General features: G+C 72.2%; 23 protein-coding genes. 13 read left to right on the forward strand and 10 right to left on the reverse strand.

All coding sequences use genetic code 11. The annotated features are described in order from the left end of the window. Positions 1-161: 161 nt before the first annotated feature. The 6 genes from IE226_RS28665 to IE226_RS28690 all read left to right on the forward strand — a co-directional run bounded on the left by IE226_RS28665 (position 162) and on the right by IE226_RS28690 (position 7,958). Positions 162-1,358, forward strand: a complete 1,197-nt coding sequence (locus IE226_RS28665) for an ROK family transcriptional regulator (protein ID WP_190084305.1) — start codon at positions 162-164, stop codon at positions 1,356-1,358. Next, the gene (locus IE226_RS28670) at positions 1,355-2,932 is read left to right on the forward strand and encodes a M81 family metallopeptidase (RefSeq protein ID WP_190084306.1); all 1,578 of its coding nucleotides are present in this window, start codon (positions 1,355-1,357) and stop codon (positions 2,930-2,932) included. The genes IE226_RS28665 and IE226_RS28670 overlap by 4 nt, the downstream gene beginning before the upstream one ends. Before the next feature lie 116 nt (positions 2,933-3,048). After that, positions 3,049-3,885 (forward strand): transporter substrate-binding domain-containing protein, encoded by an 837-nt coding sequence (locus IE226_RS28675; protein WP_190084307.1) that lies wholly within the window; start codon positions 3,049-3,051, stop codon positions 3,883-3,885. Positions 3,886-3,967: 82 nt separating this feature from the next. Then, entirely contained in the window at positions 3,968-5,479 is a 1,512-nt protein-coding gene (locus IE226_RS28680; RefSeq protein ID WP_190084308.1) for a hypothetical protein, read from the forward strand. Positions 5,480-5,512: 33 nt separating this feature from the next. Then, positions 5,513-6,577 (forward strand): caspase family protein, encoded by a 1,065-nt coding sequence (locus IE226_RS28685; protein ID WP_190084309.1) that lies wholly within the window; start codon positions 5,513-5,515, stop codon positions 6,575-6,577. Continuing rightward, the gene (locus IE226_RS28690; RefSeq protein WP_190084310.1) at positions 6,561-7,958 is read left to right on the forward strand and encodes a hypothetical protein; all 1,398 of its coding nucleotides are present in this window, start codon (positions 6,561-6,563) and stop codon (positions 7,956-7,958) included. Before IE226_RS28685 ends, IE226_RS28690 begins: the two co-directional genes overlap by 17 nt. A gap of 308 nt (positions 7,959-8,266) precedes the next feature. Here IE226_RS28690 and IE226_RS28695 read toward each other — a convergent pair whose 3' ends face one another. The 3 genes from IE226_RS28695 to IE226_RS28705 all read right to left on the reverse strand — a co-directional run bounded on the left by IE226_RS28695 (position 8,267) and on the right by IE226_RS28705 (position 12,342). Further along, positions 8,267-9,013, reverse strand: coding sequence for an AfsR/SARP family transcriptional regulator (locus IE226_RS28695; protein WP_190084311.1), 747 nt, complete (start codon positions 9,011-9,013; stop codon positions 8,267-8,269). Positions 9,014-9,142: 129 nt separating this feature from the next. Next, positions 9,143-11,980, reverse strand: coding sequence for a helix-turn-helix transcriptional regulator (locus tag IE226_RS28700; RefSeq protein ID WP_190084312.1), 2,838 nt, complete (start codon positions 11,978-11,980; stop codon positions 9,143-9,145). A gap of 155 nt (positions 11,981-12,135) precedes the next feature. Further along, entirely contained in the window at positions 12,136-12,342 is a 207-nt protein-coding gene (locus IE226_RS28705) for a hypothetical protein (RefSeq protein ID WP_190084313.1), read from the reverse strand. Between the two features lie 241 nt (positions 12,343-12,583). On the opposite strand from IE226_RS28705, the gene IE226_RS28710 reads away from it, so the two are divergent. After that, positions 12,584-13,282 (forward strand): hypothetical protein, encoded by a 699-nt coding sequence (locus IE226_RS28710; protein WP_190084314.1) that lies wholly within the window; start codon positions 12,584-12,586, stop codon positions 13,280-13,282. A 15-nt stretch (positions 13,283-13,297) separates the two neighbouring features. After that, positions 13,298-14,263: a transporter substrate-binding domain-containing protein gene (locus IE226_RS28715; protein WP_190084315.1), complete on the forward strand. Its 966-nt coding sequence runs from the start codon at positions 13,298-13,300 to the stop codon at positions 14,261-14,263. A gap of 27 nt (positions 14,264-14,290) precedes the next feature. Here the strand turns inward: IE226_RS28715 and IE226_RS28720 are convergent, their stop codons facing one another. Continuing rightward, the gene (locus tag IE226_RS28720) at positions 14,291-15,388 is read right to left on the reverse strand and encodes an NADH:flavin oxidoreductase/NADH oxidase (RefSeq protein WP_190084316.1); all 1,098 of its coding nucleotides are present in this window, start codon (positions 15,386-15,388) and stop codon (positions 14,291-14,293) included. Positions 15,389-15,558: 170 nt separating this feature from the next. On the opposite strand from IE226_RS28720, the gene IE226_RS28725 reads away from it, so the two are divergent. Continuing rightward, positions 15,559-15,924 (forward strand): ArsR/SmtB family transcription factor, encoded by a 366-nt coding sequence (locus IE226_RS28725; RefSeq protein ID WP_190084317.1) that lies wholly within the window; start codon positions 15,559-15,561, stop codon positions 15,922-15,924. A 61-nt stretch (positions 15,925-15,985) separates the two neighbouring features. On the opposite strand, the gene IE226_RS28730 is transcribed toward IE226_RS28725, so the two are convergent. Together IE226_RS28730 and IE226_RS28735 are read right to left on the reverse strand one after the other, a co-directional pair. Next, complete coding sequence (locus tag IE226_RS28730; RefSeq protein ID WP_190084318.1) at positions 15,986-17,347, reverse strand: FAD-dependent oxidoreductase; 1,362 nt, start codon at positions 17,345-17,347, stop codon at positions 15,986-15,988. Between the two features lie 543 nt (positions 17,348-17,890). Continuing rightward, a complete protein-coding gene (locus IE226_RS28735) occupies positions 17,891-18,820 on the reverse strand; it encodes a LysR family transcriptional regulator (protein ID WP_190084319.1) in 930 nt (309 codons plus the stop codon). Between the two features lie 144 nt (positions 18,821-18,964). Between IE226_RS28735 and IE226_RS28740 the strand changes: the two genes are divergently transcribed. Then, the gene (locus IE226_RS28740) at positions 18,965-20,218 is read left to right on the forward strand and encodes an MFS transporter (protein ID WP_190084320.1); all 1,254 of its coding nucleotides are present in this window, start codon (positions 18,965-18,967) and stop codon (positions 20,216-20,218) included. Positions 20,219-20,284: 66 nt separating this feature from the next. On the opposite strand, the gene IE226_RS28745 is transcribed toward IE226_RS28740, so the two are convergent. Further along, a complete protein-coding gene (locus tag IE226_RS28745) occupies positions 20,285-20,938 on the reverse strand; it encodes a DUF305 domain-containing protein (RefSeq protein WP_190084321.1) in 654 nt (217 codons plus the stop codon). 176 nt (positions 20,939-21,114) lie between these two features. Here IE226_RS28745 and IE226_RS28750 point away from each other — a divergent pair, with 176 nt between their 5' ends. After that, the gene (locus IE226_RS28750; RefSeq protein WP_190084322.1) at positions 21,115-22,617 is read left to right on the forward strand and encodes an LVIVD repeat-containing protein; all 1,503 of its coding nucleotides are present in this window, start codon (positions 21,115-21,117) and stop codon (positions 22,615-22,617) included. A 5-nt stretch (positions 22,618-22,622) separates the two neighbouring features. On the opposite strand, the gene IE226_RS28755 is transcribed toward IE226_RS28750, so the two are convergent. Then, complete coding sequence (locus tag IE226_RS28755; RefSeq protein WP_190084323.1) at positions 22,623-23,339, reverse strand: TetR/AcrR family transcriptional regulator; 717 nt, start codon at positions 23,337-23,339, stop codon at positions 22,623-22,625. Positions 23,340-23,527: 188 nt separating this feature from the next. On the opposite strand from IE226_RS28755, the gene IE226_RS28760 reads away from it, so the two are divergent. Next, positions 23,528-23,773, forward strand: a complete 246-nt coding sequence (locus IE226_RS28760) for a DUF2630 family protein (RefSeq protein ID WP_190084324.1) — start codon at positions 23,528-23,530, stop codon at positions 23,771-23,773. A 63-nt stretch (positions 23,774-23,836) separates the two neighbouring features. Beyond that, complete coding sequence (locus IE226_RS28765; RefSeq protein WP_190084325.1) at positions 23,837-24,019, forward strand: DUF2630 family protein; 183 nt, start codon at positions 23,837-23,839, stop codon at positions 24,017-24,019. A gap of 124 nt (positions 24,020-24,143) precedes the next feature. On the opposite strand, the gene IE226_RS28770 is transcribed toward IE226_RS28765, so the two are convergent. Both IE226_RS28770 and IE226_RS28775 read right to left on the reverse strand, forming a co-directional pair. Beyond that, positions 24,144-24,842, reverse strand: coding sequence for a phosphatase PAP2 family protein (locus IE226_RS28770; RefSeq protein ID WP_190084326.1), 699 nt, complete (start codon positions 24,840-24,842; stop codon positions 24,144-24,146). 160 nt (positions 24,843-25,002) lie between these two features. Continuing rightward, the gene (locus tag IE226_RS28775) at positions 25,003-25,938 is read right to left on the reverse strand and encodes a M56 family metallopeptidase (RefSeq protein ID WP_190084327.1); all 936 of its coding nucleotides are present in this window, start codon (positions 25,936-25,938) and stop codon (positions 25,003-25,005) included. Positions 25,939-26,023 lie beyond the last annotated feature (85 nt).

The raw sequence follows: 26,023 nt of genomic DNA on the forward strand, positions 1-26,023 counted from the left end.
GAACGCTAGATCTGGCGGCAAAATCAAGTCAAGAGCTTCGTTCGGCAAGAAGTCCTAAAGTCAGAGGCCCTGGCCAACTTGGTTCGATGACGCTTAGTGTTCCTCTCGATGTCGAATGAACTGATCGAACCAACCGGGGCGACACGGCAACTGGGGGCGACATGACCGGAACACCGCACGACGAACCGGGGTCGGCGCAGCACATCCTGCAACTGGTCTCGTCGGGCGCCGCCTCGTCCCGGGCCGATCTCGTACGGGAACTGGGGCTCGCCCCTTCCACCGTGTCGCTGCGCGTGCAGGAACTCGTCAGCGCGGGCGTACTCACCGAATCCGGCGAGGGAGCCTCCCGCGGCGGCCGCCGCCCCCGGCTGCTCAGCGTCCGCGCACAGGGCGGCGTCGCCCTCGCCGCCGACCTCGGCAGCCATCACGCGCGCATCGGCGTCGTCGACCTCGGCGGCACGGTCCTTGACGCCGTCGACCTGCCCCACGACATCACCGCGGGGCCCGAGTCCGCCGTCGACTGGCTCTGCGGCCAGGTCACGGAACTCGGCGCCCGGCAGCGCGAGGCGGGCCGCACCGTCCGCGCCCTCGGCGTCGCCTTCCCCGGCCCGGTGCAGCCGGCGGAGGGCCGCGTCCTGAGCCCCTCCCGCATGCCCGGCTGGCACCGCTACCCGCTGCGGGACGTCCTGGCCGAACGCCTCGGCATGCCCGTCACCGTCGAGAACGACGCCACCATGATGGCCGTCGGCGAGCACCACACCGCACGCCCCGGACTCGACCACATGGTCGTCGTCAAGGCGGGCCGCGGCATCGGGAGCGGCGTCATCGTGGCCGGCCGCCCGCACGACGGCGCCAACGGCTCCGCGGGCGACATCAGTCACGTACGCATAGAGGCGGCGGGCGACCGGCCGTGCAGCTGCGGGAACATCGGCTGCCTGGAGACCGTGGCCAGCGGCGCCGCCCTCATCCGCGAACTCGCCCTGCACGGCGTCGAGGTGGCGGACACCACCGCACTCCTGCGGCTCGTCGCCGACGGCGACCCGCAGGCCACCACCCTGGTCCGCACCGCGGGACGGCACATCGGCACGGTCCTGTCCGTCGTCGTGAACTTCTTCAACCCGCAGGCCGTGGCCCTCGGCGGTGTCCTCGCCACCGCCGAACCGCTCGTCGCCGCAGTCCGCGGCGTCCTCTACGAGCGCTGCCTGCCCCTGGCCACCGCGGACCTGGAGATCACCACCACCGTGACGGGCCGCGACGCGGGCCTCCTCGGCGCCGGTCTCACCGCCCTGCGCCGGCACCTCCCCATCTCCCCGGCACCACAGGACCCGTCGTCCCAGGAAGAGAGCGTCCGAGCATGACCACCCCCGCGGCGAACCCGCGTCGCCTCCGCATCGGCATCGGCGGCATCGGCATCGAGTCCTCCACGTTCTGCCCGCACCGCTCCACCGCGGACGACTTCCGCCAGACCCGCGGCCGGGAACTCCTGGACCGCTACACCTGGACCCGGCCGGAGTCCGACCTCTCCCGCGAGGTCGAGTGGGTGCCTCTCCTGCACGCGACCTCGCTGCCCGGCGGCCCGGTGGAGGCGGAGTCGTACCTGATCCTCAAGGACGAACTGGTCACGCGCATACGGGAAGCGGGCCCGCTGGACGGCCTCGTGTACGACATCCACGGCGCGATGAGCGTCATCGGCCTGACCGACGCCGAGGCCGATCTCACCGAAGCGGTCCGTGCCGCACTCGACGCGGTGGGCACTCCCGACGGCGGCCGCCCGATGATGTCGGCCGCCATGGACCTGCACGGCAACGTCTCGCGCCGGTTCGCCGAGCCCGTCGACCTGCTCACCGCGCACCGCCTGGCCCCGCACGAGGACGCCTGGGAGACGCGCGAGCGGGCCGCCCGCAATCTCGTGCGCTGCCTGCGCGAAGGAACCCGGCCGCACCGCGCCTGGGTGCAGGTGCCCGTGCTCCTGCCCGGCGAGAAGACCAGCACCCGACTTGAGCCCGCCAAGTCCCTCTACGCCTCGCTCGCCGAGATCGAGAAGCTGCCCGGCATCCTCGACGCCGCGATGTGGGTCGGTTACGCCTGGGCGGACGAGCCGCGCTGCAAGGCCGCGATCGTCGTCACCGGCGACGACGCCGAACTGGCCGCCGCCGAGGCCGAGAAGCTGGCCCGCCGTTACTGGGACGCGCGGCGCGACTTCGTCTTCGTCGGGCCCACGGGTGACGCCGAGGAGTGCATCGAGAAGGCGGTGGCCTCGGACAAGCGGCCCTTCCTGATCAGCGACTCCGGCGACAACCCCACGGCCGGCGGCGCCGGCGACCTGGCGTACATGCTGGGCAAGCTCCTGGAGAACGACGCGATCCGCTCCGGCGAGGTCACCGCCGTCCACCCCGGCATCACCGACCCCGTCGCCGTCGCCCGCTGCTTCGAGGCCGGCGTGGGCGCCGAGGTCACCCTGAGCGTCGGCGGCAAGGTCGACGCGAACCACGGCGGCCCCCGCGAACTCACCGGCACCGTCGTGGCGTTGCAGCGCGCCGCCGACCAGAAGGACCGGGCGGAAGGCGGCGCGTACGACCGGGGCGTCGACATGGCGGCCGTGCGCACCGGCGGCGTGACCGTGATCCTGGTCGAGCGCCGCAAGCCCTTCCACACCCTCGCCGACTTCACGGGCCCCGCGGACGGCGGCCTCGGCATCGACCCGCGCACCTTCGACCTGGTCGTCGTCAAGATCGGCTACCTGGAGCCCGAGCTCTACCACATGGCGGCCGACTGGCTCCTCGCCCTCACCCCCGGCGGCGTCGACCAGGACCTCCTGCGGCTCGGTCACCACCGGGTGGAGCGACCGCTCTACCCGTTCGACGACGACGCGTACGAGGCGGGGGACGGCCCCGCCCTCACGGCGACCCGGCTCGGCACGCTCGACGGGTGATCGGCACGCTCGCCGGGTGACGGGCACGCTCGCCTGGTGAGAAGGGGCTTCACCTGCCACAACGCTTCTGCGAGGGTGATCCGTCCGAGCCGCGAAACCCCGTACGGAGGAGCCCCATGAAGCGCGCCGCCACGCTGTCAGCCCTGGTCTGCCTGCTCGCCGTCACCGCCGCCGCGCCCGCGTCACCCGACAGCGGGCGCGGCAAGGGCGGCCACCACGGCAGCCGCAGCCTCCTGGACTCCGTGCCGAAGTCGGGCGTCCTGAAGGTGTGCACCACCGGCGACTACCGTCCCTTCACGCACCTCGACCCCGCGGACAAGACGTACAGCGGCGTGGACATCAAGATGGCCGAGGACCTGGCCGAAAGCCTCGAAGCGAAGCCCGAGTACGTGGCCACGACCTGGGCGAACCTGACCAAGGACGTCGCGGCGGGCCGCTGCGACATCGCCGTCGGCGGCGTCTCCGTCACCCTGCCGCGCGCCCGCCAGGTCTACTTCAGCGAACCGACCCGCGAGGACGGCAAGACGCCGATCGTGCGCTGCGCCGACAAGGAGGAGTTCGGCGAGGGCACGCTCAAGGACATCGACAAGCCGGGCACCACCGTCATCGTGAACCCCGGCGGCACGAACGAGGAGTTCGCGCGCGCCAACATCAAACAGGCCACGATCAAGCAGCACCCCGAGAACACCACGATCTTCCGGGAGATCATCGAGGGCCGCGCGGACGTGATGATGACGGACGCGAGCGAGACCCGCTACCAGGCCAGGATCCACCCCGAACTCTGCTCCCTGCACCCCGACAAGCCCTTCACCTTCTCCGAGAAGGCCTACGCGCTGCCGCGCGGGGACGAGGAGTTCAAGGAGTACGTCGACCAGTTCACGCACCTGGCGACACACGACGGCACGTACGCCGGGTACGAGGCCGAGTGGATGGGCGCCCCCTCGGGTTCCTAGTTCCGCAGGCCGCGCCGGTCAGGGGTTATCCCTGAGTGGGACCCCGATGCCGGCCTCGCGGGGCCGTCCTACCGTCCAGGGCATGGCTTCCTTCCGTGATCGGTGTATCCACAGCCGGCAGGGTGGTCGACTCGCCTCGACCACCACCGCCGACATCGACTCGCTCGTGGCCGGGCTCAAGGACCGGCCGCGTGTCGTGCTGCACTTCCACGGTGGACTGATCGACGACGTGCTGGGGTTCGCCACCGCCCAGCGGCTCGCGCCCGTGTATCAGGCGACCGGCGTCGATCCCGTCTTCTTCGTGTGGAGCAGCGGGCTGCTCGAAACCCTGCACGGCAACCTGCCGCGCATCCTGGAGGAGAGCGCCTTCCGCACGCTGCTCAACAGGGTCACCCGGTACGTCACCGGCACCGTGTTCGGGCAGCCGGGGCAGCGCGCCGCCGGCCTGGCCGCCACGCCGAGCCCGGCGGCGGTGGCAGCGGAACTCGCCCGGGTACGCACGGGCCATGAGCCCTACGCGCGCATGATCGTGCCGCCGGACGTACCGCCGCTGGGCGAGTCCGAGCAGCTGCGGATCGCCGCGGAACTCTCTGCGGACACCGAACTGGCCGAGCGCACACAAGAGATCGTGAACGCGGCGCTCGACAAGGACAAGCCGCAGACCAACGAGCCGGCCGTCGCGGCGCGAGACGCCATCGGGGGGCGTTCCGCGGCGGCCACCCTCATGTCACCGGACGTCGTGGCCGACCTCGCGGCCAGGGCGGGGCCCGGGGAACGGGCCCTGGTGAGCACCGCGCTGATCGTGCGCAAGACCGTACGGGTGGTCGCCGCGGTCGTCGGCCGCTTCCGGCAGCGCACCGACCACGGGCTCTATCCCACCGTCGTCGAGGAGATCCTGCGCGAGTTCTACCTCGCCAACGCGGGCGCCGCGATCTGGGACGCGATGAAACGGCAGACCGCCGACACCTTCACAGGACCGGACGACGAGGTCCGCGCGGGACGGTACTTCCTCGACCGGTTCGCCGAGCTGCTCGCCACCGGGACCCGACCGCAGGTGACCGTGGTCGGCCACAGCGCGGGCGCCGTGTTCATCGGCAACCTCCTCGACGACCTCGCGCGCAGGCGCGCCGCGGCCGACGACCCGCTCCCCGCCGACTTCCGGCTGCGGGACGTGGTGCTCCTCGCGCCCGCCTGTACGGTGGCGCAGCTCGCGCCCGTGGTCCGCCGGCAGAGCGAACTCTTCGACCGCTTCCGGATGTTCACCATGACCGACCCGGCCGAGCGGGCCGACCACCTCGTGCCGTTCCTGTACCCGAGGTCGCTGCTCTACTTCATCTCCGGAGTCCTGGAACGCGGACCGTCCGGGCAGCCCGCCGTCACGCCGATCGCGGGAATGCAGCACTGGTACCTCGACGCCGCCGCCACCGGACCCGACTCCGACGACCTGCGCGCGTTCCTGCGCGCCGACCCGGAGCGCACCGTGTGGTCACCCGGCGAGGGCGGCCCCGGCCTGAACGCGGGGGCCCGCAGCCACATCGCGTTCGACAACGACCCGGAGATCCTCGCGAGCGTGGCCGCCATGCTCGCGGACTGAACGGCGCCAGGAGCGAGCGAGGGGGAGAGCCCGATGAACGACCTGCACTACGCCGTGGTCGTCGGCATCAACCGTTATCCGGCCATCGGCGACCTGCAGGGGGCCAGAGGTGATGCCGCGCGGTTCCGCGACTGGCTCGTGGCCCCGGACGGCGGTGAGGTGCCCGAAGCCAACGTCAGGCTGGTGACCGCCTCCGCGGAGGAGGAACTCGTCGCCGACTTCATGTGCGCCATACCGACCAGGGAGAACGTCAACCAAGCGCTCTACCGCGCCAACCTCGCGGTCAGACGGGCGGTGGAGAGCCGCCCCGAGGAGGAACGGCACGCCGCCCGGCAGCGGACCCGGCTCTACCTCTTCCTCGCGGGCCACGGCTTCAGGCTCAGCGACACCAACACCGCACTCCTGATGGCCAACGCCGCCATCGACCTCCTCGGCAACCACGTCGCCGTACGCCCGTACCTTGACTGGTACGAATCGGCCGCGCCCTTCCGGGAGATCGTCTGCTTCGCCGACTGCTGCCGCACCGGCAACAGCGTCGGCGCCCTGTCCTTCGGGCCGCCCTTCACCGCCGCCGAGACACGCGAGGAAGTCGACTGCTTCATCGGGTACGCCACTTCGAGCGGCGACCCCGCCTACGAGGAGCAGAACGCCCGACCCGACCTCGCGCGCGGGCACTTCACGACCGCGCTCCTGGACGGACTGCGCGGCGGCGGCGCCACCCCGAAGGGCCTGATCACCTCGGACAGCCTCGCCGACTACGTCGTACGGCACGTCGAGGACCGCACCCGCACGCTGCTGGTCCCGCAACAGCCCCGGTTCATCAAGGGCAACGATCCGATGATCTTCGCGCGGGGCCTCGAAGGGGGGACGTACCCGGTCAGGCTCTGCTTCCCCGACGGGTTCCGCGGCTGGGTGCAGCTGCGCGGCGGCGACCCCGGCGAGCCGCCGGTGCGGCTGTACGTCGAGGAGGCGGAGAGCGTCGAGAAGCTCGCGCCCGGGCTCTACCGCTGCACGCCGGAGAGCTGGAACGCGGCCGACTTCCGCAACGGCGGATTCTTCGAGGTAATGACAGGTGGTGGGAATGGTGTCCAGCTCTGAGGACCAGTGCCCGGCAGGGGCCGGCACGGAACGCGTGCCGTTCGTCGTCATACCGGACACCCCTTCGGTCCTTGTCACCGTCACGGACTCCGCTTTTCGCGAGGTGGCCCACGCGATGGGCACCATCGACACCGTGCTGCCGGCCGGCATCTACCGCATCGAGCAGCGGTTCGGCGGAGAGGTGGAGAGCCGCTTCGTCGAGGTCGGCCCACAACCGTTCACCGAACGCCTGCGACTGCCCGGCCTGCCCACGCCCACTCCCGTCGAGGGGACCCCCACGACCCGTGCGGACCACCGTGCCGCGGCGGTGCGCTGGAGCACCCGGACGACGTACGGCGACGGCTCGCCGACCCTGATGGTGCTGATCCGCAATCTGCGCAGCGGCTGGCAGCTCGACCCCTATGCCCTGGAGATCGCAGGACCGGACGGCAGGCCCGTCGACGGCGGAGCCCGCGGCTGGGAGCCCTCGGGCGGCGAGGGATGGTCGGCGTGGAGCGGTGAACTGCCGCCCGGCGGTTACCGGTTGCGCACGCGCAGGATGCCGGCCGACGGGCTTCCCCTGGCACAGGCGCTGCACGTCCTCGAAGGCTGGACCACCCTGGTGTTCGTGAGCAACGGACCGCAGGGCCCGCAACCGCAGTTCGCCTCGGTCCAGATGGTGCGCCACGGCACCGGCTGGACGCCCGCGGACCGCGCGTTCGATCTGGCCCTGGAGGCCGCGCTCTCCGGGCTGCGGCAGGGCATCGACCTCGTGCCGGCCCGGCACCTCCTCGAACTGGTCCGCGCCGGGAACGACAACCCGTTCCTGGGAATCGTGGGGGCGCACGCGCTGCTGCTGCATCCCGCTCCCGATCTCGGACAGATCCACGGGGTCCTGCGCAACCTCGTCCACCTCGCACCCGTCCAGCCGGACATCGCCGCGCTGTGCACCCTGATCGGCGAACCGGTGGAGCCCGTCACGTCGCCACCCATGCTCGCCGCCTCCTGCCGTCTCCTGGTCGGGGCCGACACCGCCGACCCGGGCATCCTGGAGGACGGTTCGCCGGCCGAGAGCGTGGCCGCGCACCTCGTCGGGCGGGGCGTGTGGACGACCTGGCTGGAGCAGGAGCGGCTGCCCGGACCCGGCGCGCGGGCTGTCGCGGGGCGCGCCGGCACCGACCCGGTGGCGCCGGGGGACGCCGCCGGGTCGGGGCGCAGCCGGGCCCTCGACCCGGTCGGCCGGGTTCAGCGCTATGTGCGGGAGGTCGCGAGCATCGAGGGCAGAAGCGTCGACGACGTGCTGAGCAGCATGCCGCCGAAGGACCTGTGCCGCAGGACCGGCTTGCCGCACAGGGCGGTCGACCGGGCCATCGAGGAGCTCAGGAGCCCACCGGGGGAATGACCGGAATGACCGGGCAACGGCGACGGCCGGGAGGCACTGCCTCCCGGCCGTCGCCGTGTCCGACGCTTCCCCGTCACCGCGCGCGGCACCCCCGTGTCCGTGCGTGGCAAAGCGCCGGCAGGGCCTGCCGGCCGCGTCCCCCGACACGGCCGGCAGGTGTAAATGGGACGACCTGCGGCCCGCGCACCCCCGAGCGCGCGCGGACAGCCAGGCCGACGGTGACGTCGTGGTGGCGCGTCACCCGTTTCCGCGAAGCCCCCGCCGCAGTCGGGCCCGTCATGGCCGCGCGGCTTCCCCGGCGGTGCCGGTCAGGCCAGCGCATGGCGCACCATCATGCGGAACTGTTCCGAGGGTTCGATGCCGAGCTCCGAGCGGAGCAGGCCGCGGAACGCCTTGAAGTGACGTACCGCCTCCGCGAGGTTGTTCTCGGCGAGGTGCACCGTCACGACCGCCCGGTGCGCGCTCTCGCGCAGAGGGTCGATCCGGGTGCTCTCCAGGGCGGCCTCCAGGGCGGGGGCGTACTGCTCCCGCAGGACGAGCCGCGCCGAGAGGGCCTCGAGCGCGTGCAGCCGCAGCTGATGCAGCCGCTCGCGCTCGAACACCACCCAGTCCTGGTACCAGCCGGGCAGCAGCTCACCCATGCCCATCAGCGCGGCGCACGCGGCCCCGATTCCCTCGGTCGGGGCCGCGAGTATGCGGTGTGCCGTGGCGGTGAAGTCCTGGATGTCGAGACGGACCCGCCCGCTGAGCCCGAGCACCCCGGGCCGGGGGTCGGTGACCGCCGAACCCGCCGTGCCAAGACGCCAGATGGCGGTCCGCAGACAGGCACGCGCACGTTCCTCGGCGACCTCGGGCCACAGTGTGCCCGCGAGCACCGAACGCGTCGCGGGGCCCCGCAGACCGAGCAGCGCGAGCAACTGCTGCCCGCTGGCGGAAACGTCGACCTGAGGGCCGCCGTCCCCGTCGCCGCGGCTGAGGTGGAATCCGCCGAGGAGCTGAAGACGCAGGGCCGGTGGCGCGTCGCCGCGTACCGCCTGACAGTCCGTGACAGCCATCTGTGCACCCCCAGTCGTGCATCCCGTCCCCTGACCAGCCATGAAGTTACGCCGTGCGGCGGCAAGGGTGCCTCAGGGAGCTGCCCAGGGATTACCCCGGTTTGCCGGGGCCCCGGCCAAGGGGGCCGGTCAGGACGAGGTACGTCGCTCCTGGGGGGCGAAGTGCTGCACGAGCCCGATGCGCGAAGTGATCCCGAGCTTCGTATAGGTGTGGCCCAGGTGGTACTCGATGGTCTTGACGCTCAGGGCGAGGGCCGTGGCGATCTGCCGGTTGGTGAAGCCCTGCGACGCCAGCCGCGCGACGGCCAGCTCCTGCGGCGTGAGCCCCTCGGCGGCGGAGACGGAGTCGGCCGCCGCCGGGTCGTGCGCGGGCCGCGGGGGCGCCGCGCGCCCGCAGGCGTCCAGCTCCCGTTCACACCGCGCCAGGTAGGGGGCGGCACCCAGTTCGCTCATCGTCGTGTACGCCGCCTGGAGCTGGGCCACGGCGACCGAGCGGCGGCCGAGCCTGCGCAGGAACGCCCCGTGATCGAGCTGGACGCGGGCGCGGCCGAACGGCGCCGGGATCTGCGCCGCCTGGTCGTGCGCGCGCAGGAACGCCGCTTGGGCGCGGTCCGTCTCCCGGCGCGCCGCGTGCAGATTGCCGCGCACCCGAGCCGCGGTGGACAGCGCCGCGTGCTGCCCGCGCTCCGCTGCCCGCTCCTCGTAGGGGAGAAGGACCGCTTCCGCCTCGTCGAGCTCGCCGAGCTGGATGAGGGCGTCGACCAGGAGTTCACGCCAGGACACCACGCCGGGTTCGTTCACCCCGTCGTGCGTGGCGAAGCCGAGCAGCGGCCGCAGTGCCTCGACGACCCGCTCCGGCTCCGCGCGCGCCTCGGCGAAGGCCCCGTGCGCGGAGGCCGCGTAGGCGTAGGCGAGGGCGCTCTCGTCGCAGCCCGGCGCGTCCAGGGCGAGCCGCAGATGGGCCGAGGCGCGGTCCCAGGTGCCGCGGGCCGACAGGATCCAGCTGGCGATGGCATGTGTGACGGGCTTGAGCCACGACTGCTCGGTGTCGTCGGCGATCGACGCGGACGCCTCGGCGTGGATCAGCGCCTCGTCCCAGTCGCCGAGCCGGTGCAGGGTCTGCGCGAGCGCGGACGCCGAGAGGAGACGCAACGGCACGGTGCCCCTGCGGCAGTTGGCGACGGCGCCGAGCAGGTCGGCGCGCGCACCCGGCAGATCGTCCGACCACAGCCTCAACTGGCCGCGCGCGAGCAGCAGGTCGATGTTCGCGGGCGGGACGAGGAGGGGGTCGGGGAGGTCACCGGCGAGTTCGATGCCCTTCTTGGCGAAACCGCTCAGACCGAGGGCGAGGAGGTGGTTGAAGCGCAGCATCCGGCTCGGCCCCTGGAGGGTGGAGAGCCGCTGCGCGCGCTCCGCCCACTGGGCGGCGTCGGCGGAGCGTCCCCGCATCACGGCGGCGTAGCTCAGCTGCTCGGCGGCCCGCGCGGCCAGGGACGGATCGCTCTCGTGGTCGCACTGGTTCCAGGCGTCGAGGAGCAGCGTCTGGGCCTGCTCCATGCGTCCCTGTACGCGGGCCACATAGCCGCGTACATATCCGCGCAACGCCGGATCGGCGCCGGCCGGAAGTCCGGCCGCGAGCTCCGCCGACTCGTGCACCCGGCCGTCCAGGAGCAGCGCCTCGACCGCCTCGACGGCGAGCCGGTCCCGCTCCATGCCGGTCGTCGCCACGCGTGAGGCGTGCCGCAGATGGGTTCCGGCGACCGCCCACTGTCCGGTGGCCGCCTCGCGCCGGGCGCACGCGGCGAGGGCGGCGGCGAGATGCTCGTCCGGGCCCGTGGCGGCGAGCACCCGGTGCCGCAGGCTCGCGTAGTCGTCGCCGACCAGGGCGGCGGCCCGCGTGTGCAGATCCGCCCGGTGCGCGGGCCCGATGTCCTGGTAGACCGCGGCGTGGACGAGCGGATGCGGGAAGGCGATCTCGGGCGCGGCCCCCGGCTGGGTCTCCCTCAGGATCCCCGCCCTGACGGCTCGTTCGAGCGCGGGAAGCGGGGTGCTGACACGGGCGAGCGAGGCGGCCGTGCTCAGCGGGCAGGAGAGCCCGAGGACGCTGACCGCCTGGACGAGCCGCAGCGCCTGGGGGCCGCACTCCGCGAGGTTGGCAAGGACCAGCATGGCGTACGACCGGGGGGCGGGCAGCGGCGTGGTGACATCCCGCAGGACGTGCGAGGGCACCTGGTCCAGGAGCGCGCGGGCGTGCAGCGGATTGCCGTGCGTGTGGTCGCGCAGGCGTACGGACGCGGTGCGCGGGAGGCGGTCGTTCCACAACTGTGCGCCCAGGGAGGCGAGTTCGTCCGGGCTGAGCCCGTGCAGCGGGATCCGCCGGGTGCGGACGTCGGCGAGCAGCCGGCGGATGCCCTCCGGCAGCTGGGGAGCCTGCGGGTCCCGTGCCGTCACGATCGCGAGGACCTTGTCGACGCGCAGCCGCCGCAGCGCGAACGTCAGCGCGTTCAGGGACGCGGAGTCGGCCCAGTGGGCGTCGTCGAGCACCAGGATGACCGGGCCCTTGTCCTGCAACTCGCTCAGCAGGTCGAGCAGCCCGAAGCCGGCCGCGAGCGGCGGCAGGGTGCCGGGCGCCGAGCGGGGTGTGCGGACCAGCGAGCCCAGGCAGTCCGGCAGCGGGATCGGGCTCTGCCCGACGAACTGGGCGAGCACCCCGCAGGGCAGCGCGCTCTCGTTCTCCTCGCCGCTGGCCTGCAGCACGCAGGCGTCGCCCGCGGTGTCCAGGAACCTGCGCACCAGCGCGCTCTTGCCGATGCCGCCGGGCCCGTCGATCAGGACGAGGCGCGGCGTTCCCTCGCGCGCCTGGCCGAACTCCTCCTGGAGCGCGGCCAGTTCGCGCGTACGGCCGGAGAACGCCTCATGGGGCGCCGGTGGCCGGGCGTGGCCGTACAGTGTGTCGCCGGTCGTCATCACCGCCCCCACATGTCGGCACCCGGTACGGGCGCCAGGACTGTGACGGCGACGCGTGCCGGGCGCATGGCCCTGAACGTCCACGATGATGCCGACACCGGCCCGGGTACAAGCAGATTCCCCGCTCCCGCGGGGCTGTTTGCCATCCCGTGGGATCAGCAGCCACAGGAGTCGCCGTCCGTCGCGGAAGCCGGTTCTCCGGTCTCGGCGGCGGCGGTGTCCGGCGGTTCGAGCAGCGACAGGAGTTCGAGCCAGCCGTGAAAGGGCGTGCGGTGGCCCGCGTCCCCTTCCTCGTCGCTCTCGTCCACCACGTTCCCGTGGACGCCCCCCGGCGAGCGGAACACCTCGATGACGTAGCGCACAACGCCCTCCCGAGGGCCGGTACGGCCCCGAACCGTGACACATCGCGACAGGTCCACGGTAGGAACCCCGCTGCGCCCGCCGCTTCGGGGAGTCACCTAGGGATGACCCCGGGGCCCGGTCCCCGGCCAAGGCCGTGTGGCCCCGAACGGCTCCTGGAATAACGTACGTTCCGCTGTTTCACGTCACTCTCTGTGGCATCCTTGCCCTCCACACGCATCAGTTGCACGCAGGGGGTGTCACATGACTGCGCCGACGGAGCGAGCCCCCGAGGGCGGCGGAACAAGCGGTGGGACACGCGGTGGGACACGTGCACCGGACGCCGGCGAGAAGACCTTCCTCGGGCAGCAGTTCACCCTCCACCTCGCGGCGATGCTCGTCCTGGTCGCCGTCGCGGTCTGGGGCGGTACGGCCGCGACGGTGACCGCGGCCACCCTCTTCATCGCGTACGCGTCGACCATGACGGGGCGTGCGGCCAGGAGCGAACGGCCCGAGGCGGCGCAGCACTTGCGGGCCTTTCTCGGCGCGATGTTCGTCGCGCTGGTCGTCGGCGTGGTCGCCTGGGGCATCCGCTCGTCGGTGCTCGCGGCGCAACCGGTCGACGTGACGCCCCGGGCGCGGCTGACGGGCGCCACCCTCGACGCGGACGGTACGGCGAGGCTCACCGTGAAGGCCGATCCGGGCGACAGCGGCGAACTGCGGGTGACGTTCGCGGCGCGGGACGGGGTGGCCGGGGGCTCTCCCTGCCTGGCCCTGAGCAGCCTGCGGTTCCAGGGCACGGACATAGACGCGAAGGGCCCGGTCGGCCTCAAGCGCACACTCACCACCACGCTCGACCTGGTGGACGGCACGGGCCCCGAGGTCTCGGCCGACATCCGGCTTGACGACGGCGACGACTGCCGGGTCAGCCTCACGCTCGAGAAGGCGGAGTACCGCCGGTAGCCCAAGGGAGACCTCATGTCCTGCACCGCCCGGCGTCCGCGGCTCGCCGCCGCCGCATGCCTGCTCGCCTTCAGCCTGACCGCCGCGTGCGGCGGCGGGTCAGGGGACCGCTCCGACCACGCCGAACCCACCGGCGACCGTGTCACGAAGAGTGAGGCGCCACCCTCGCTGTTCACCGAGAAGACGCTGAACGTCGCGGTGAAGAAGGGGCAGCCGGGCTTCAGCACGCGCAGCGAGGAGGAGGACGACTTCGCCGGTTTCGAGGCGCAGTTGGTGGAGTTCCTCGCCTCGAAGCTCGACTTCAAGGCCGCGGACTGGGACGTCCAGTCACGCGACCGCGAGAACGTCCTGCGCGACGGCAGCATGGACCTGGTGGTGGCCACCTACTCCGTCACCGACCCGCGGGACAAGGAGGTCGACTTCACTGCCCCGTACTTCAAGACGTACCAAGGGGTGCTGATCCGCAAGGACTACACCGGCATCAAGACGCTCGCGGACGTCGACGGCAAGCGGGTGTGCAGCGTGCGCGGCTCCACCGGCGACCCGGACAGCGAACAGGACGACAAGGCGAAGAGGGCCATCCGCGCCGCCCTGGGCCAGGAGGTGGTGGCCGAGCTCCGCAACAGCTACAAGACCTGCGTCAACGAACTCATCAACGGCAACTTCGAGGCCGTCTGGACGGACAAGATCATCCTGGAGGGCTTCGCCCAGGACCCCCGGTACGCCGACAAGGTCGAGGTGGCGCGGGACATCACCGTCAAGAACCGGCAGTTCTACGGGATCGGCCTGCGGGAGGGCCGGCGCGCGGACTGCCGGCGCCTGAACGACGTCCTGGAGGACTTCCTCCAGACCCGCTGGTCGCTGGCCTTCCAGACGTACTTCCCGAAGGTCACCGCCCGTACGAGCGCCTTCGAGCAGGACTACAAGCCCACCGACTCCGAGTTCCGCAAGCTCAAGCAGACCTCGTGCGGCGCCAAGTAGTCCCGCTCGTGCGGGCTCGACGGGGGATCAGACCATCCGGTGGTACTGCTGCGGGGTGGCGACCTCGCCGCCGAGTTCGTTGGCGGCGTGCCGGGCCCACGAGGGGTTGCGCAGGAGTTCGCGGCCCAGGAGGACGGCGTCCGCCTCGCCGTTGGCGAGGATCTTCTCGGCCTGCCCGGGTTCGGTGATCAGGCCCACGGCCGCCACGGGCAGCGAGGTCTCCGCCTTTACGCGGGCCGCGAACGGCACCTGGTAGCCGGGGCCCGTCTTGATGCGCGCGCCCGGCGCGTTGCCGCCGGTGGAGACGTCCAGGAGGTCCACGCCGTGGGCGTGCAGGTCCTTCGCGAGGCGGACCGTGTCGTCGGCCGTCCAGCCCTCGCGCTCGTCCTCGGGGTTCTCCGTCAGCCAGTCGGTCGCGGAGATCCGGAAGAAGAGGGGCAGCTCCTCGGGCCAGACGGCGCGGACGGCGTCGACGACCTCCAGGGCGAGCCGGGAGCGGTTCTCGAAGGAGCCGCCGTACTCGTCGGTGCGGTGGTTGCTGAACGGCGAGAGGAATTCGCCGATGAGGTAACCGTGGGCGCCGTGGATCTCGACCACCTCGAAGCCGGCGTCCAGTGCGCGCCGTGCCGCGTCCGCGAACTGGCCGACGACGTCACGGATCTCTTCGCGCGTGAGCTCGTGCGGCAGGAGGTGGCCCTCGTCGAAGGGGAGCGCGCTGGGTGCCACCGGCTGCCAGCCGTGGTCCTCCTGGCCGACGGGCCCGCCGCCCTTCCAGGGGCGGTCGGTGGACGCCTTGCGGCCGGCGTGGGCGATCTGGATGCCCGGCGTCGTACCGTGGGTCTTGAGGAAGCCGGTGACGCGGCGGAACGCCTCGACCTGCGTGTCGTTCCATATGCCGAGGTCGGCGGGGCTGATGCGGCCCTCGGGGCTCACGGCCGACGCCTCGACGAGGATCAGGCCGGTGCCGCCGGCGGCACGCGCCGCGTAGTGGGCGAAGTGCCAGTCGTTCGCCACACCCGCGTTCGGCCCGAACACCTCGGCCGAGTACTGGCACATCGGTGCCATCCACACGCGGTTGGGGATGGTCAGCGATCGCAGGGTGTAGGGCTCGAACAGCGCGCTCACGGCGGACTCCATTCGTCACGGACTTCGGGGCGTCACGGACTTCGGGACTCCTCGTACGATAGACCTCGTAGTACGGCAGATGTCAAACTACGATGGCTCTCGTACTATGGAGGCCTTCGAGAAGACGTGAAGCCCCGAAAGACGTGAAGCCCCGACGAAGTGGAGCCGTCATGACCACCGCCGCACCGAGCAGCACCCGCGCGCTCGATCACCCGACGCGAGCGGAGATCCGGCTCGAGGGCGTGCTCCACGCGCTGTCGGACCCGATGCGACTGCGGGTCGTGCGGCAGCTGGCCGCGGACGATGCGGGACTCGGCGGGCTCTCCTGCTCGCAGATCGACCTGCCCGTCACGAAGTCCACGAGCACGCACCACTTCAGGGTGCTGCGCGAGAGCGGCGTGATCCAGCAGATCTACCGCGGCACGGCCAAGCTGAACGGCTTGCGCAGGGATGATCTGGAGGCGCTGTTCCCGGGGCTCCTGGACACGGTCCTCACCGCGGCAACGGCACAAGCGGAACGAGTGAGCGCCCCGTAGGACGGCCCCGTAAGGGGCGCGGGGAACTGCGCGACAAGCCCCCGCGAAGCCGCAGGCAGAACTACGCCCCCGACTCCCCGCTCAAGCCCCGCGCAGCGTCCCGCAGCCCCGGCCAGTCCGGGATCTTCACGGGCCCGCGGCCCAGCGAGAGGCCGAGCGCCGCCTCCGCCCGCTCGATCGCAAGCCAGCCCTGCCACTCGACGGGCCGCAGCCCTGCCGCGCGGAGAGCGGCCAGCGGATCTTCCGGAACCCCTCTCCGCACGAGAGCCGGCGCGTCGTCGAGCAGGGAGAGCACCGTCTCCTTGGCGCACGGACGGTTGGTCCCGATGACGCCGGTCGGACCCCGCTTGATCCAGCCCGCCACATACTCGCCGGGTGACGCGGCGCCCTCCCGCAGCACCCGCCCCGCCGCATGCGGCACCGTGCCGAGCGCGGGGTCGAACGGCAGCCCGTCGATGGGGACCCCGCGATAGCCGACCGAGCGCAGGACCAGCTGCCCCGCGATGTCCTCGTACTGCCCGGAACCCGTCACGCCGCCGTGCCCGTCCGGCAGCGTCCGCTCGAACCGCACCCCGCCGACCCGCCCCGCGGCCTCCGTCACGGCCACCGGACGCAGGAAGAAGCGGAGCCGGATGCTGCGCGGCAGGTGCTGCGCCGGGCGCTCGGCCCAGGCCCGCATCACCTCGATGTTGCGGCGCCCCGCCGCGGGCAGTCCGGAGGGATCGGCGTACGCGGGATCGAGCGCCAACTCGGCCGGGTCCACGATCACTTCGGTGTCCGGCAGCGAGCCGAGCTCGCGCAGCTCCTTGGTGGTGAAGCGCGCCTGCGAAGGACCGCGCCGCCCCACCATGTGGACCTCGCGCACCCGGCTCCCGGCGAGCACGCCGAGCGCCTCCTGCGGCATGTCGGTGGGCTGCAGCTCGGCCACGCCGCGGGCCAGCATCCGGGCGACGTCCACGGCGACGTTCCCGACGCCGATGACGACGGCGGACTCCACGCCTGCCACGAAGCCGTCGGCCGTCGCGTCCGGGTGCGCGCTGTACCAGGAGACGAACTCCGTGGCCGAATGGCTTCCCGGCAGGTCCTCGCCCGGCACGCCCAGCTTGCGGTCCGCCGCCGCGCCCACGCAGTAGACCACCGCGTGGTAGTGATCGAGCAGGCGCGCGGCGGGGAGCCCGCCGGGGCCGATCTCGATGCCGCCGAGAAAGCGGACATTCTCGTGCTCCAGGACCGAACGCAGGTTGTTCTGGAGGGACTTGATCTTCTCGTGGTCCGGCGCGACACCGTAACGGACGAGGCCGTACGGGCAGGGCAGGCGGTCGATGACATCGACGCGCACCCCCGGCACGCGGTCCTGCTGGACGAGGGACTGCGCGGTGTAGACCCCGCTCGGTCCCGATCCGACGACGGCGACCTGCAGCACGGCGGTGCTCCTTCCGCGAGGCGACCTCGGGGGATGAATTCAGCATCGCACCCGCGTGCGCCGAGGGGGAGATGCGGTGCGGGGCGCGTTGATCCGGGCCCCCGCTCCAGGCCCGCCCGACACGCTCCGGGACCGGCCTGCGCCCCCAGGGTCGCGGCGGGGGCTTGTGCGGCGCCTGTGCCGCAGCGGGGCCTCCCTGGGAGGCCCCGGAGGCGCTGTACGGACAGGATGCCGGCTACCGGCCCTCCCGGCGTATGGCGGCCCGGGGGGGACGGCAGGGCTGAGGGGCGCGCCGTGGTGCTTACCGCGCCGGGGCGGGTGTGTTACCGGGGGCCGTGGGTGGCTCGGGCTCGTTCCCGCTGCCGGGGGCGCGGGCGCCCTGCCAGTCTGCCGCGACCGCCGCGTGGGCCGTGCCGGGGCGCTCACCGTGCCCGGGCGGGTGCCCGGGCGGGGGCGTTGCCGGCCGTTGCCGCGGGGCGCTCGGGCTCATCTCCGCCGGTCGGGATGTGGGCGCCCCGCCCGCCGCGACGGCCCCCGCGGCGCTCACCGTGCCCGGGCGGGTGTCCACGTCAGGGTGTCGCCGTGATCCGGCCTGGTGGCGCGGAGGTGGTCCCGTAGCGCGGTGAGCGCGGGATGCGGATTGTCGCGGTGCCAGATCAGGCAGTGCGGATAGACCGGCATCGGATCGTGCACCGCGATGCGCCGCAGGTCGTCGTCGGCGGGCCAGACGAGACGGGTCAGCTCGCCGACGAGCGTCGCGAGATCCGGGGAGCCGGCGATCGTGTCCAGGAGCGGCTCGGTGCCGAAGGCGGGCCCCGTCGCCTCGATGGTGAGCCCGAAGGCGGCGGCGAGATCCTCGTAGTAGGCGGCCCACTCGGTCCCGGCGACGAGGCCGGGCATCCAGATCCTGTGCCCGGTCAGCTGCGCGGGAGTGACCGCGCGGGCGGCCGCGAGCGGGTGGGCGGGACCGACGAGGAGCTGGACGGGCTCGTCGAACACCCGGACGGCCTCGATGCCGTCGGGCAGCTCCCCCGCGGGCAGGGTGAGGGCGCGGAAGGACGCGTCGATGCTGCCCGACCGGACGGCGGAGAGCGCCGCGTCGGCGTCGAAGAGCGTCACGACGTCGAGATCGGTGCCGGGATGCGCCCTGGAGAAGCCGCTCAGCAGCCCCGCGGGCGCGAGCCGCCGCCCGATCACGTCGACGCGCAGCGCACGGCGGCCGGGCCGTACCGACGCCGCCGCCCGCTGCTCGGCCCGCAGGAGTTCCCGGGCGTGGGGCAGGAACGCCTGCCCGTCGACGGTGAGCCCGGCCCCGCGCGCGGTGCGGGTGAACAGCCGCACCCCGAGCTCCTTCTCCAGCGCGGCGACCCGCTTGGAGACGGCCTGCTGGGTCACCCCGAGCGCGGCGGCGGCCTCCCGGAACTGTCCGGCGTCCGTGACGGCGACGAAGGTGCGCACGGCTTGGAGATCCACGCGGGCCATCCTAGAAGTACAACCGCTGGTTGTACGAGCACCCGCCGCGGTTGTTTGACCTGCGGGACCGTCGCCGGTTTGGATGCCGCAGGCCGCAAAGAGGCTGCTCGGACGGGGCGGCGAAAACGTAATGGGGGCATCGGCGTGGAAGCCAGGAGGCCCCTCGGGCGGCAGTTCGGATGGCTGTGGGCGGCCTACGCGGTCAGCGCGTTCGGCACGCGGCTCGCCTTCGACGCGTTCCCCTTGATCGCGATCCTCGCCCTGGACGCGGGCCCGGCACAGGTGTCGGTCCTCGCGGCGGCGGGGGTCGCGGTCGGTGCGGTGGTCGCGGTGCCGCTCGGGCCGTGGGTGGAGTTCCGCCGCAAGCGGGTGGTGATGATCGCGACGGACCTGATCCGGTGCGCGGCACTGCTCAGCATCCCCGCCGCGTACGCCTTCGGCCTGCTCGGCTTCGGGCAGCTCCTTGCCGTGGCCGTCGTCGTCGGCGCCGCCGACATCACCTTCACGGCGGCGAGCGGCGCATGCCTCAAGGCGCTCGTACGGCCGCAGGACCTGCTCGTCGCCAACGGCCGCCTGGAGTCCACGAATTGGACGGCCCTGGTGCTGGGGCCTCCCCTCGGCGGGGCGGCGATCGGGCTCTTCGGGCCGGTGATGACGGTGGTGGCCGACGCGGTCAGCTATCTGCTCTCGGCCCTGGGCATCCGCGCGATCGGCGGCAAGGAGTCGCACCCCGTGCGCACCGCGCCGCCCGCCAGGTTCCGGGCGCGCGACCTGCTCGACGGATGGCGGTACATCCTGGCGGGCCCCGTGCTGCGCCCGTTGTTCTTCAACACGCTCCTCAACAACGGTCTGATCATGGCGACGTCGCCGCTTCTGATCGTCCTGATGGTCGGTGAACTCGGCTTCGCCCCCTGGCAGTACGGCCTGGCCTTCGCCGCGCCCTGCGTCGGCGGTCTGATCGGCTCGCGGCTCGCCCGGCCGCTCGTCGAACGCTTCGGCCGGCACCGGGTGCTGCTGACCGCGGGGACGCTGCGGGCGTGCTGGCTCTCCGGCCTGGCCTTCATCGGCCCCGGGGTCGCCGGGCTCGTCCTGGTCGTGGTGGTCGAGTTCGGCCTGATCACCTGCTCGGGCGTGTTCAATCCGGTGTTCGCCACCTACCGGCTCGACCACACCCCGGCGGACCGCGTCGCCCGTACCCTCTCGGCGTGGTCGGTCACCAGCAAGCTCAGCATCGCGGCCATGACCGGTCTCTGGGGCCTGCTGGCCGCCGTCACGGGCCCGCGCACCGCGATAGGCATCGCCGGCGCCCTCCTCCTGGCCACACCGCTGCTCCTACCGCGCCGCGACCACGCCCCACACGAAGACCGGGACGTAACCGCCGCCCAGAGCCAGACCTGAGGCCCCGTACCCCCGCGCCCGCGTGCCCCGCACGCCCACGCCCCCAGAGCCTTTCAGGCCGCCCCCTCACATCTCGCGCATCCGCGTGATCTCCGCCGTCTGCTGTGCCACCACGTCGTTCGCCATCTCCTCGACCTGGATGTTGTTGCCGTCGGAGAGCAGGTCCGTCGCCATCGTGATCGCGCCGTTGTGGTGCGTGATCATCAGCTTCAGGAAGAGTTCGTCGAACGTCTTGCCCTTCGCGGCGCGCAACTGCTTCAGCTGCCCCTCCGTCGCCATGCCCGGCATCGTCCCGTGGTCGTGCCCGCCCTGCTTCTTCGGGCCGCCGTGGCTCTTGAGCCAGCCCTTCATGGCGCCGATCTCCGGGCGCTGCGCAGCAGCGATGCGGTCGGCGAGGCGCTTGACCTTGGTGGACTCGGCCCGCTTGGGGGCGAGTTCGGTCATCGTCAGGGCCTGGCCGTGGTGCTCGATCATCATCTGGGTGTAGGTGAAGTCCGCCGAGTTGGGGGAGTCGTCGTCGGTTCTCTTCTTGGCCGCGTCCTCGGCGGACATGGTCGCCGCGGTCTCACCCGGCTTGCCCGGAGCGATCACGGAGGGGCCGGTCGCGGCCTTCTTCTCCGGCTTAGAACCGGAATCGGAGCCTCCTGAGTCACAGGCGCCGAGCGCGAGAACGGCGGCCGTGAGGAACACGGCGACGGCGGGCGTACGACGGTGGTGCACGGCTGCCTCCTGTGGCGCGCGGGAGAGTTGAGGACCGTCCTAGCACGCTTACGAGCGTGATTGATCAAAAACTTTCATTACAGGTGCGTTGCCATCTGTTGATCTGTGCATGAGGAGCACGATACTGCGGGGTGTCGTGACCCGTTCAACTACGAACGGCGACTAGGGAGGACGCAGTGACCCTGTTGAACAACCCCCGAACACGGCGCAGACGCATCGGCGTCGGCGCGGCCGCGCTCGGTCTGATTGCCGCGCTGTTCAGTGCGGCGCCCGCCGGAGCGACGCCCGACCCGGGCGACTCGCCGGCCGCGCCCAAGAGCGTGTCGAAGAGTGATGCCGCCGACGCGAAGGCGGCCATCAAGAGCGGTGAGATACCCGCGCCCGGCGAGATCGTGCACTCCGGCAACATCAAGCACCTCGCCAACATCCCCAAGGACGCGCTGCCGGGCACCAACTCCGACCTCGCGTTCCAGGGGAAGTACGCCTTCGCGGGCAACTACGACGGCTTCCGCATCTTCGACATCAGCAACCCGAAGAAGCCGCGAACCGTCTCGCAGGTCCTGTGCCCGGGTTCGCAGAACGACATCTCCGTCTCCGGCAACCTGCTCTTCCTCTCCACCGACTCCTCGCGCAGCGACAACTCCTGCAGCAGCACCTCGCAGCCCGCGACCGAGAAGTCCTCGTGGGAGGGCATGAAGGTCTTCGACATCAGCGACAAGTCGAACCCGAAGTACGTCTCCGCCGTCGAGACCGCCTGCGGCTCGCACACGCACACCCTGGTGCCGGAGAAGCGGAACGTCTACGTGTACGTCTCCTCGTACTCCCCGAGCGCGACGTTCCCGGACTGCCAGCCCCCGCACGACGGCATCTCCATCATCAAGGTGCCCCGCAAGGCCCCGCAGAAGGCCGCGGTCGTCGACTTCCCCGTCCTCTTCCCGGGTGAAGGCCCCGACGGCGGCGGCAACCCGGGCGGTCCCACCAACCCCGGCGTCTCCAAGACCACCGGCTGCCACGACATCACCGTGCTGCCCTCCGAGGACCTGGCCGCCGGCGCCTGCATGGGCGACGGCATCCTCTTCTCCATCAAGAACCCCGAGAAGCCCAAGGTCATCGACCAGGTCCAGGACAACAAGAACTTCGCGTTCTGGCACTCGGCGACCTTCAACCAGAAGGCCGACAAGATCGTCTTCACCGACGAGCTCGGCGGCGGCAGCGGCGCCACCTGCGACGCGGCCACCGGCCCGGAGCGCGGCGCCAACGGCATCTACGACGTCGTCGGCAAGGGCGACAAGCGCAAGCTGGTCTTCAAGAGCTACTACAAGATCCCGCGCCACCAGGCCGCGACCGAGAACTGCGTCGCCCACAACGGCTCGCTCATCCCGGTCAAGGGCAAGGACCTGATGGTCCAGGCGTGGTACCAGGGCGGCGTCTCCGTCTGGGACTTCACCAACTCCTCGAAGCCGAAGGAGATCGGCTACTTCGAGCGCGGTCCTCTCAGCGCGGACACGCTCCAGCTCGGCGGCTCGTGGTCGGCGTACTACTACAACGGTTACGTCTACTCGAACGACATCGCCAAGGGCTTCGACGTCCTGAAGATCGACGACAAGCGGACCGACCCCGCCGAGCGGGTCCGCGTCCGTGAGCTCAACGTCCAGACCCAGCCGGACTACTTCGACTGACCGGACTACTCCGGCTCACCGGACCAGTCCGGCTGACCGGACTGTTCCGACCGGGTGGACCGCCGGTCGGACCGCGTCTCCTGCGCGGCCTGATCGTCCACTCGCTGATGCGTCCCGCCGGGCGGCTCGTCGCCCGGCGGGACCCCCAGTTCCCACGCGAGCCCGTACCGCTGGAACAGCTCGGCCCGCAGCGCGCCCGGCGGCATCGGCGCCCCCGGCAGGAGCACCGCGAAGACCGCGCCCATCAGCAGCGCGCGCAGCAGCGGATAGTCGGTGTCCACATCGAGCGACCCATGCCGTACGACGGTGTCGCGGAGCAGTTCGGCGAGGTGCTGCTGCTCCGGGCAGCGCACGAATCCGTCCGCCTGCAAGATCCCCGCCATGTGCGTGCGCATGAGGAGGGGCTGCTCTCTGGCGAGGCCCAGGATCGCGTCGATGGCACGGGCCAGGCGCTCCTCGCCGTCGGCGGTGCGCGGCTCCCGTTCCAGTGCGCTCTCCACCGTGCGGTGCATCAGGCGGTGCACCGCCGATTGCAGGAGCTGCCGCTTGCCGGGGAAGTAGTACGAGACGAGGCCGCGGGCCGAGCCCGCGCGGTCGGCGATGTCGCCGAGTGTCGTCGCCTCGTAGCCCCGCTCGCCGACGAGGTCGACCGTGGCCTGCAGGAGCCGTTCCCTGGAACGTCTTCGCAACTCTTCATTGACCGATGCGCTACGCGGGGACATCCTGTAACTCCTGCGTTGACTGGCTCCGAGCCAGTATACTCAGCGTGGCTCGGACCAAGACCCTCAGCGGGCATCTGGTCCGGTGCGACCCGGGCAGGCAACACCGCGGGGGAGTGTTGCCTGCTCACGGGTGCCGATCGGCCGAACCCTCCTTACAGTGGGCCGGGGGGCCGAGGAGGCGTACTGAGATGGACCAAGAGCAGATTCTGTCCCGGATCGCGTCGATGGTCGACGACGAGCGGACGCTGCGGGAATCCCTGGCGCCGGGCGCGATCGACGTGGCGACGGAGCGCGCGAGGCTCGGCGCGATCGAACGCGAACTTGACCGGTGCTGGGATCTGCTGCGTCAGCGGCGCGCGAAGGCAGAGTTCGGCGAGAACCCCGACGAGGCACGGGTGCGTCCTGCCGCGGAGGTCGAGGGCTACCGCTCGTAGAGCCCGCCGTCCGGGGTGCCTCCCGACGCCTCGGCCCCGTCGCAGCTCTTGTCGACGAGGCCGATGACGGTGCGAGGTGCGTCCGGCCTGCGGGCGGCGGCGAGGGGCGCGTCACGGCCGGAGGCCGCGACTGCCCACGCGGCCGGGGCTGTCCCACGAACCCGTTGCGCGAAAGCCGAGTTCGGCGACGACCCCGATGAGGCACGGGTGCGTCCTGCCGCGGGGGTCGAGGGCTACCGCTCATAGAGCCCCGCCGTCCGGGGCCTCCCGGCGCCTCGGGGCGAAGTGCGGCCGACCTGCGGGCGGCGAGCGCCGCGTCGCGGCCGGAGGCGGCGAGTGCCCACCCGGCCGGGGTTGTTCCGCTGGCCCGTTACGCGGGGTCGGTCGTGCGGGGGGCAGGGCGTTGCGCGTACGTGGCGATCGCCACCGCCACCGCCAGCGCGCCGAGCAGCCAGCCGCCGAGGACGTCCGTCGGCCAGTGCACGCCGTTCCAGACGCGGGTCACGCCGACCCCCACGACGGAGACCACGGCGATCGTCACCCCGGTGCGCCACACGGCGGGCCCGACGCCGTACAGGCGCAGGAGCCACAGGAGCAGTCCGCAGACGACCGTCGCCGTCATGGCGTGCCCCGAGGGGAAGGCCGCGAAGTGCGCGGAGTCCACCGGGTCCGGCCAGGTCGGGCGCGGCTTGTCGACCGCTGCCTTGAGCCCCTGCTGCACCACGGTGCCCACCACGCAGGTGACCGCGAGCCACAGCGCGAGCCGGTAGGCGCCGCGGGAGGCGAGCCACAGGACGACCGCGGCGATCAGCGCCCGCATCGTCCACGGGTCCCACACCCAGTCGGTGAGGACGCGACTGGTCTGGGTGAGTCCGTCGTGCGCGACGGCCCAGCGGTGCGTGGTGCGCGAGATGTCACCGTCGAGGCTGCGCAACGGGCGCCACTCCAGCTCGACCAGGAGGATCAGCAGGAGCGCGGGGACACACAGGAGTGCGGCGGCGAGCGTGGCGCGGGACTTGGCCGGGCGCGGGGGGCTCGGCGGCGTGGCGAGTGGTGCGGCGGAGTGCATGAAATGATCCTCGCCGACGGGCACCGGCGAGGGCCATCCCGGTGCGGGATCCCGTGGCGGAGAGACGCGGATTCCCCGGCTCGGGGCGGCTTCGCCCGGGCTTCGGTTCCGGCGCGGCGGGCTCAGGCTTCGGTTCCGGCGCGGCGGGTTTCGGCTTCGCTCAGCCCAGCGCCCGCAGTCCCGGTACGAACGTCACCAGGAGCGGGACCACCGGCACCAGTGCCGCGGCTGCCGTCAGTCGCAGGCGCCGGGCCGCGGTGAGGCGCGGGCGGGCGGACAGCAGGCGGTGCACCCGCTGCGGTACGTGCGCCTGCGGGGTCGGGCAGGGGCCGAAGACGCCCCGGTCTTCGTTGAGCTCGATCAGGGCGAGGGCGATCGTCAGGCGCCCGAAGCGCCGCGAAGCCACGTCGTCGGCCGCCAGCTCGACCAGGCGGTGCATCTCGTCCCGGAACGCGGCGAAGACCGGCACCTGAGGGAACCCCGCGGCCAGCGCGCCCGAGCAGTGCAGGAGCCAGTCATGGCGCGCTTGGGCGTGCCCCTGCTCGTGGGCGAGCACCGCATCCAGCTGACGGCCTTTCAGGCGGCGCAACGCGGCCGTGGTGATGACCAGTTGGGGCGCCGTGCCCGGCAGCCACCAGGCGTCGGGGCGCTCGCCCTCCAGGACGACGAGCCGGTCGGCGCCGGGCTCCTCGCCGGGCAGCAGCGGAGCACGCAGGAGGAGTTCGGCCCGCCGCTTGCGGCGCCTCGTCCGCGCCCGGGAGATCTCGCGGGTCAGCATGGCCGCGGTCCAGATGCCGCCGAGGGCCAGCGCCACGGCGGTCGCGGGCGCCCAGAAGTCGCCCGCCCCCAGCGCGTACGCGTCGACCACGTCGTGCGGCGCGGGCGCGAAGACATGACCGCGCACGGCCTGCCACGCGGCGGCGGCGCTCACGGTCATCGACAGGACGCAGCACATCAGCACACCCGCCACGACGCACTGCCACGCCCACAGCGCGACCACCGGTTCGCGCTCCGGCCAGTCGGCGCGTGCGAGCAGGCGCGGGGCGACGACGGCGGTGAGGGCGCCCAGCAGCAACAGCGCAACGGGGAGCAACATGTGTCAAGACTATGAGTGCGGCGCTCCCGGAGGGTATGGCCTATCGCCGCAAGTGACGCACGCCACGGCCGATCGCAGGGATATC

Origin of the sequence: Streptomyces longisporoflavus (assembly GCF_014649775.1) — a bacterium.
Lineage (GTDB): Bacteria > Actinomycetota > Actinomycetes > Streptomycetales > Streptomycetaceae > Streptomyces > Streptomyces longisporoflavus.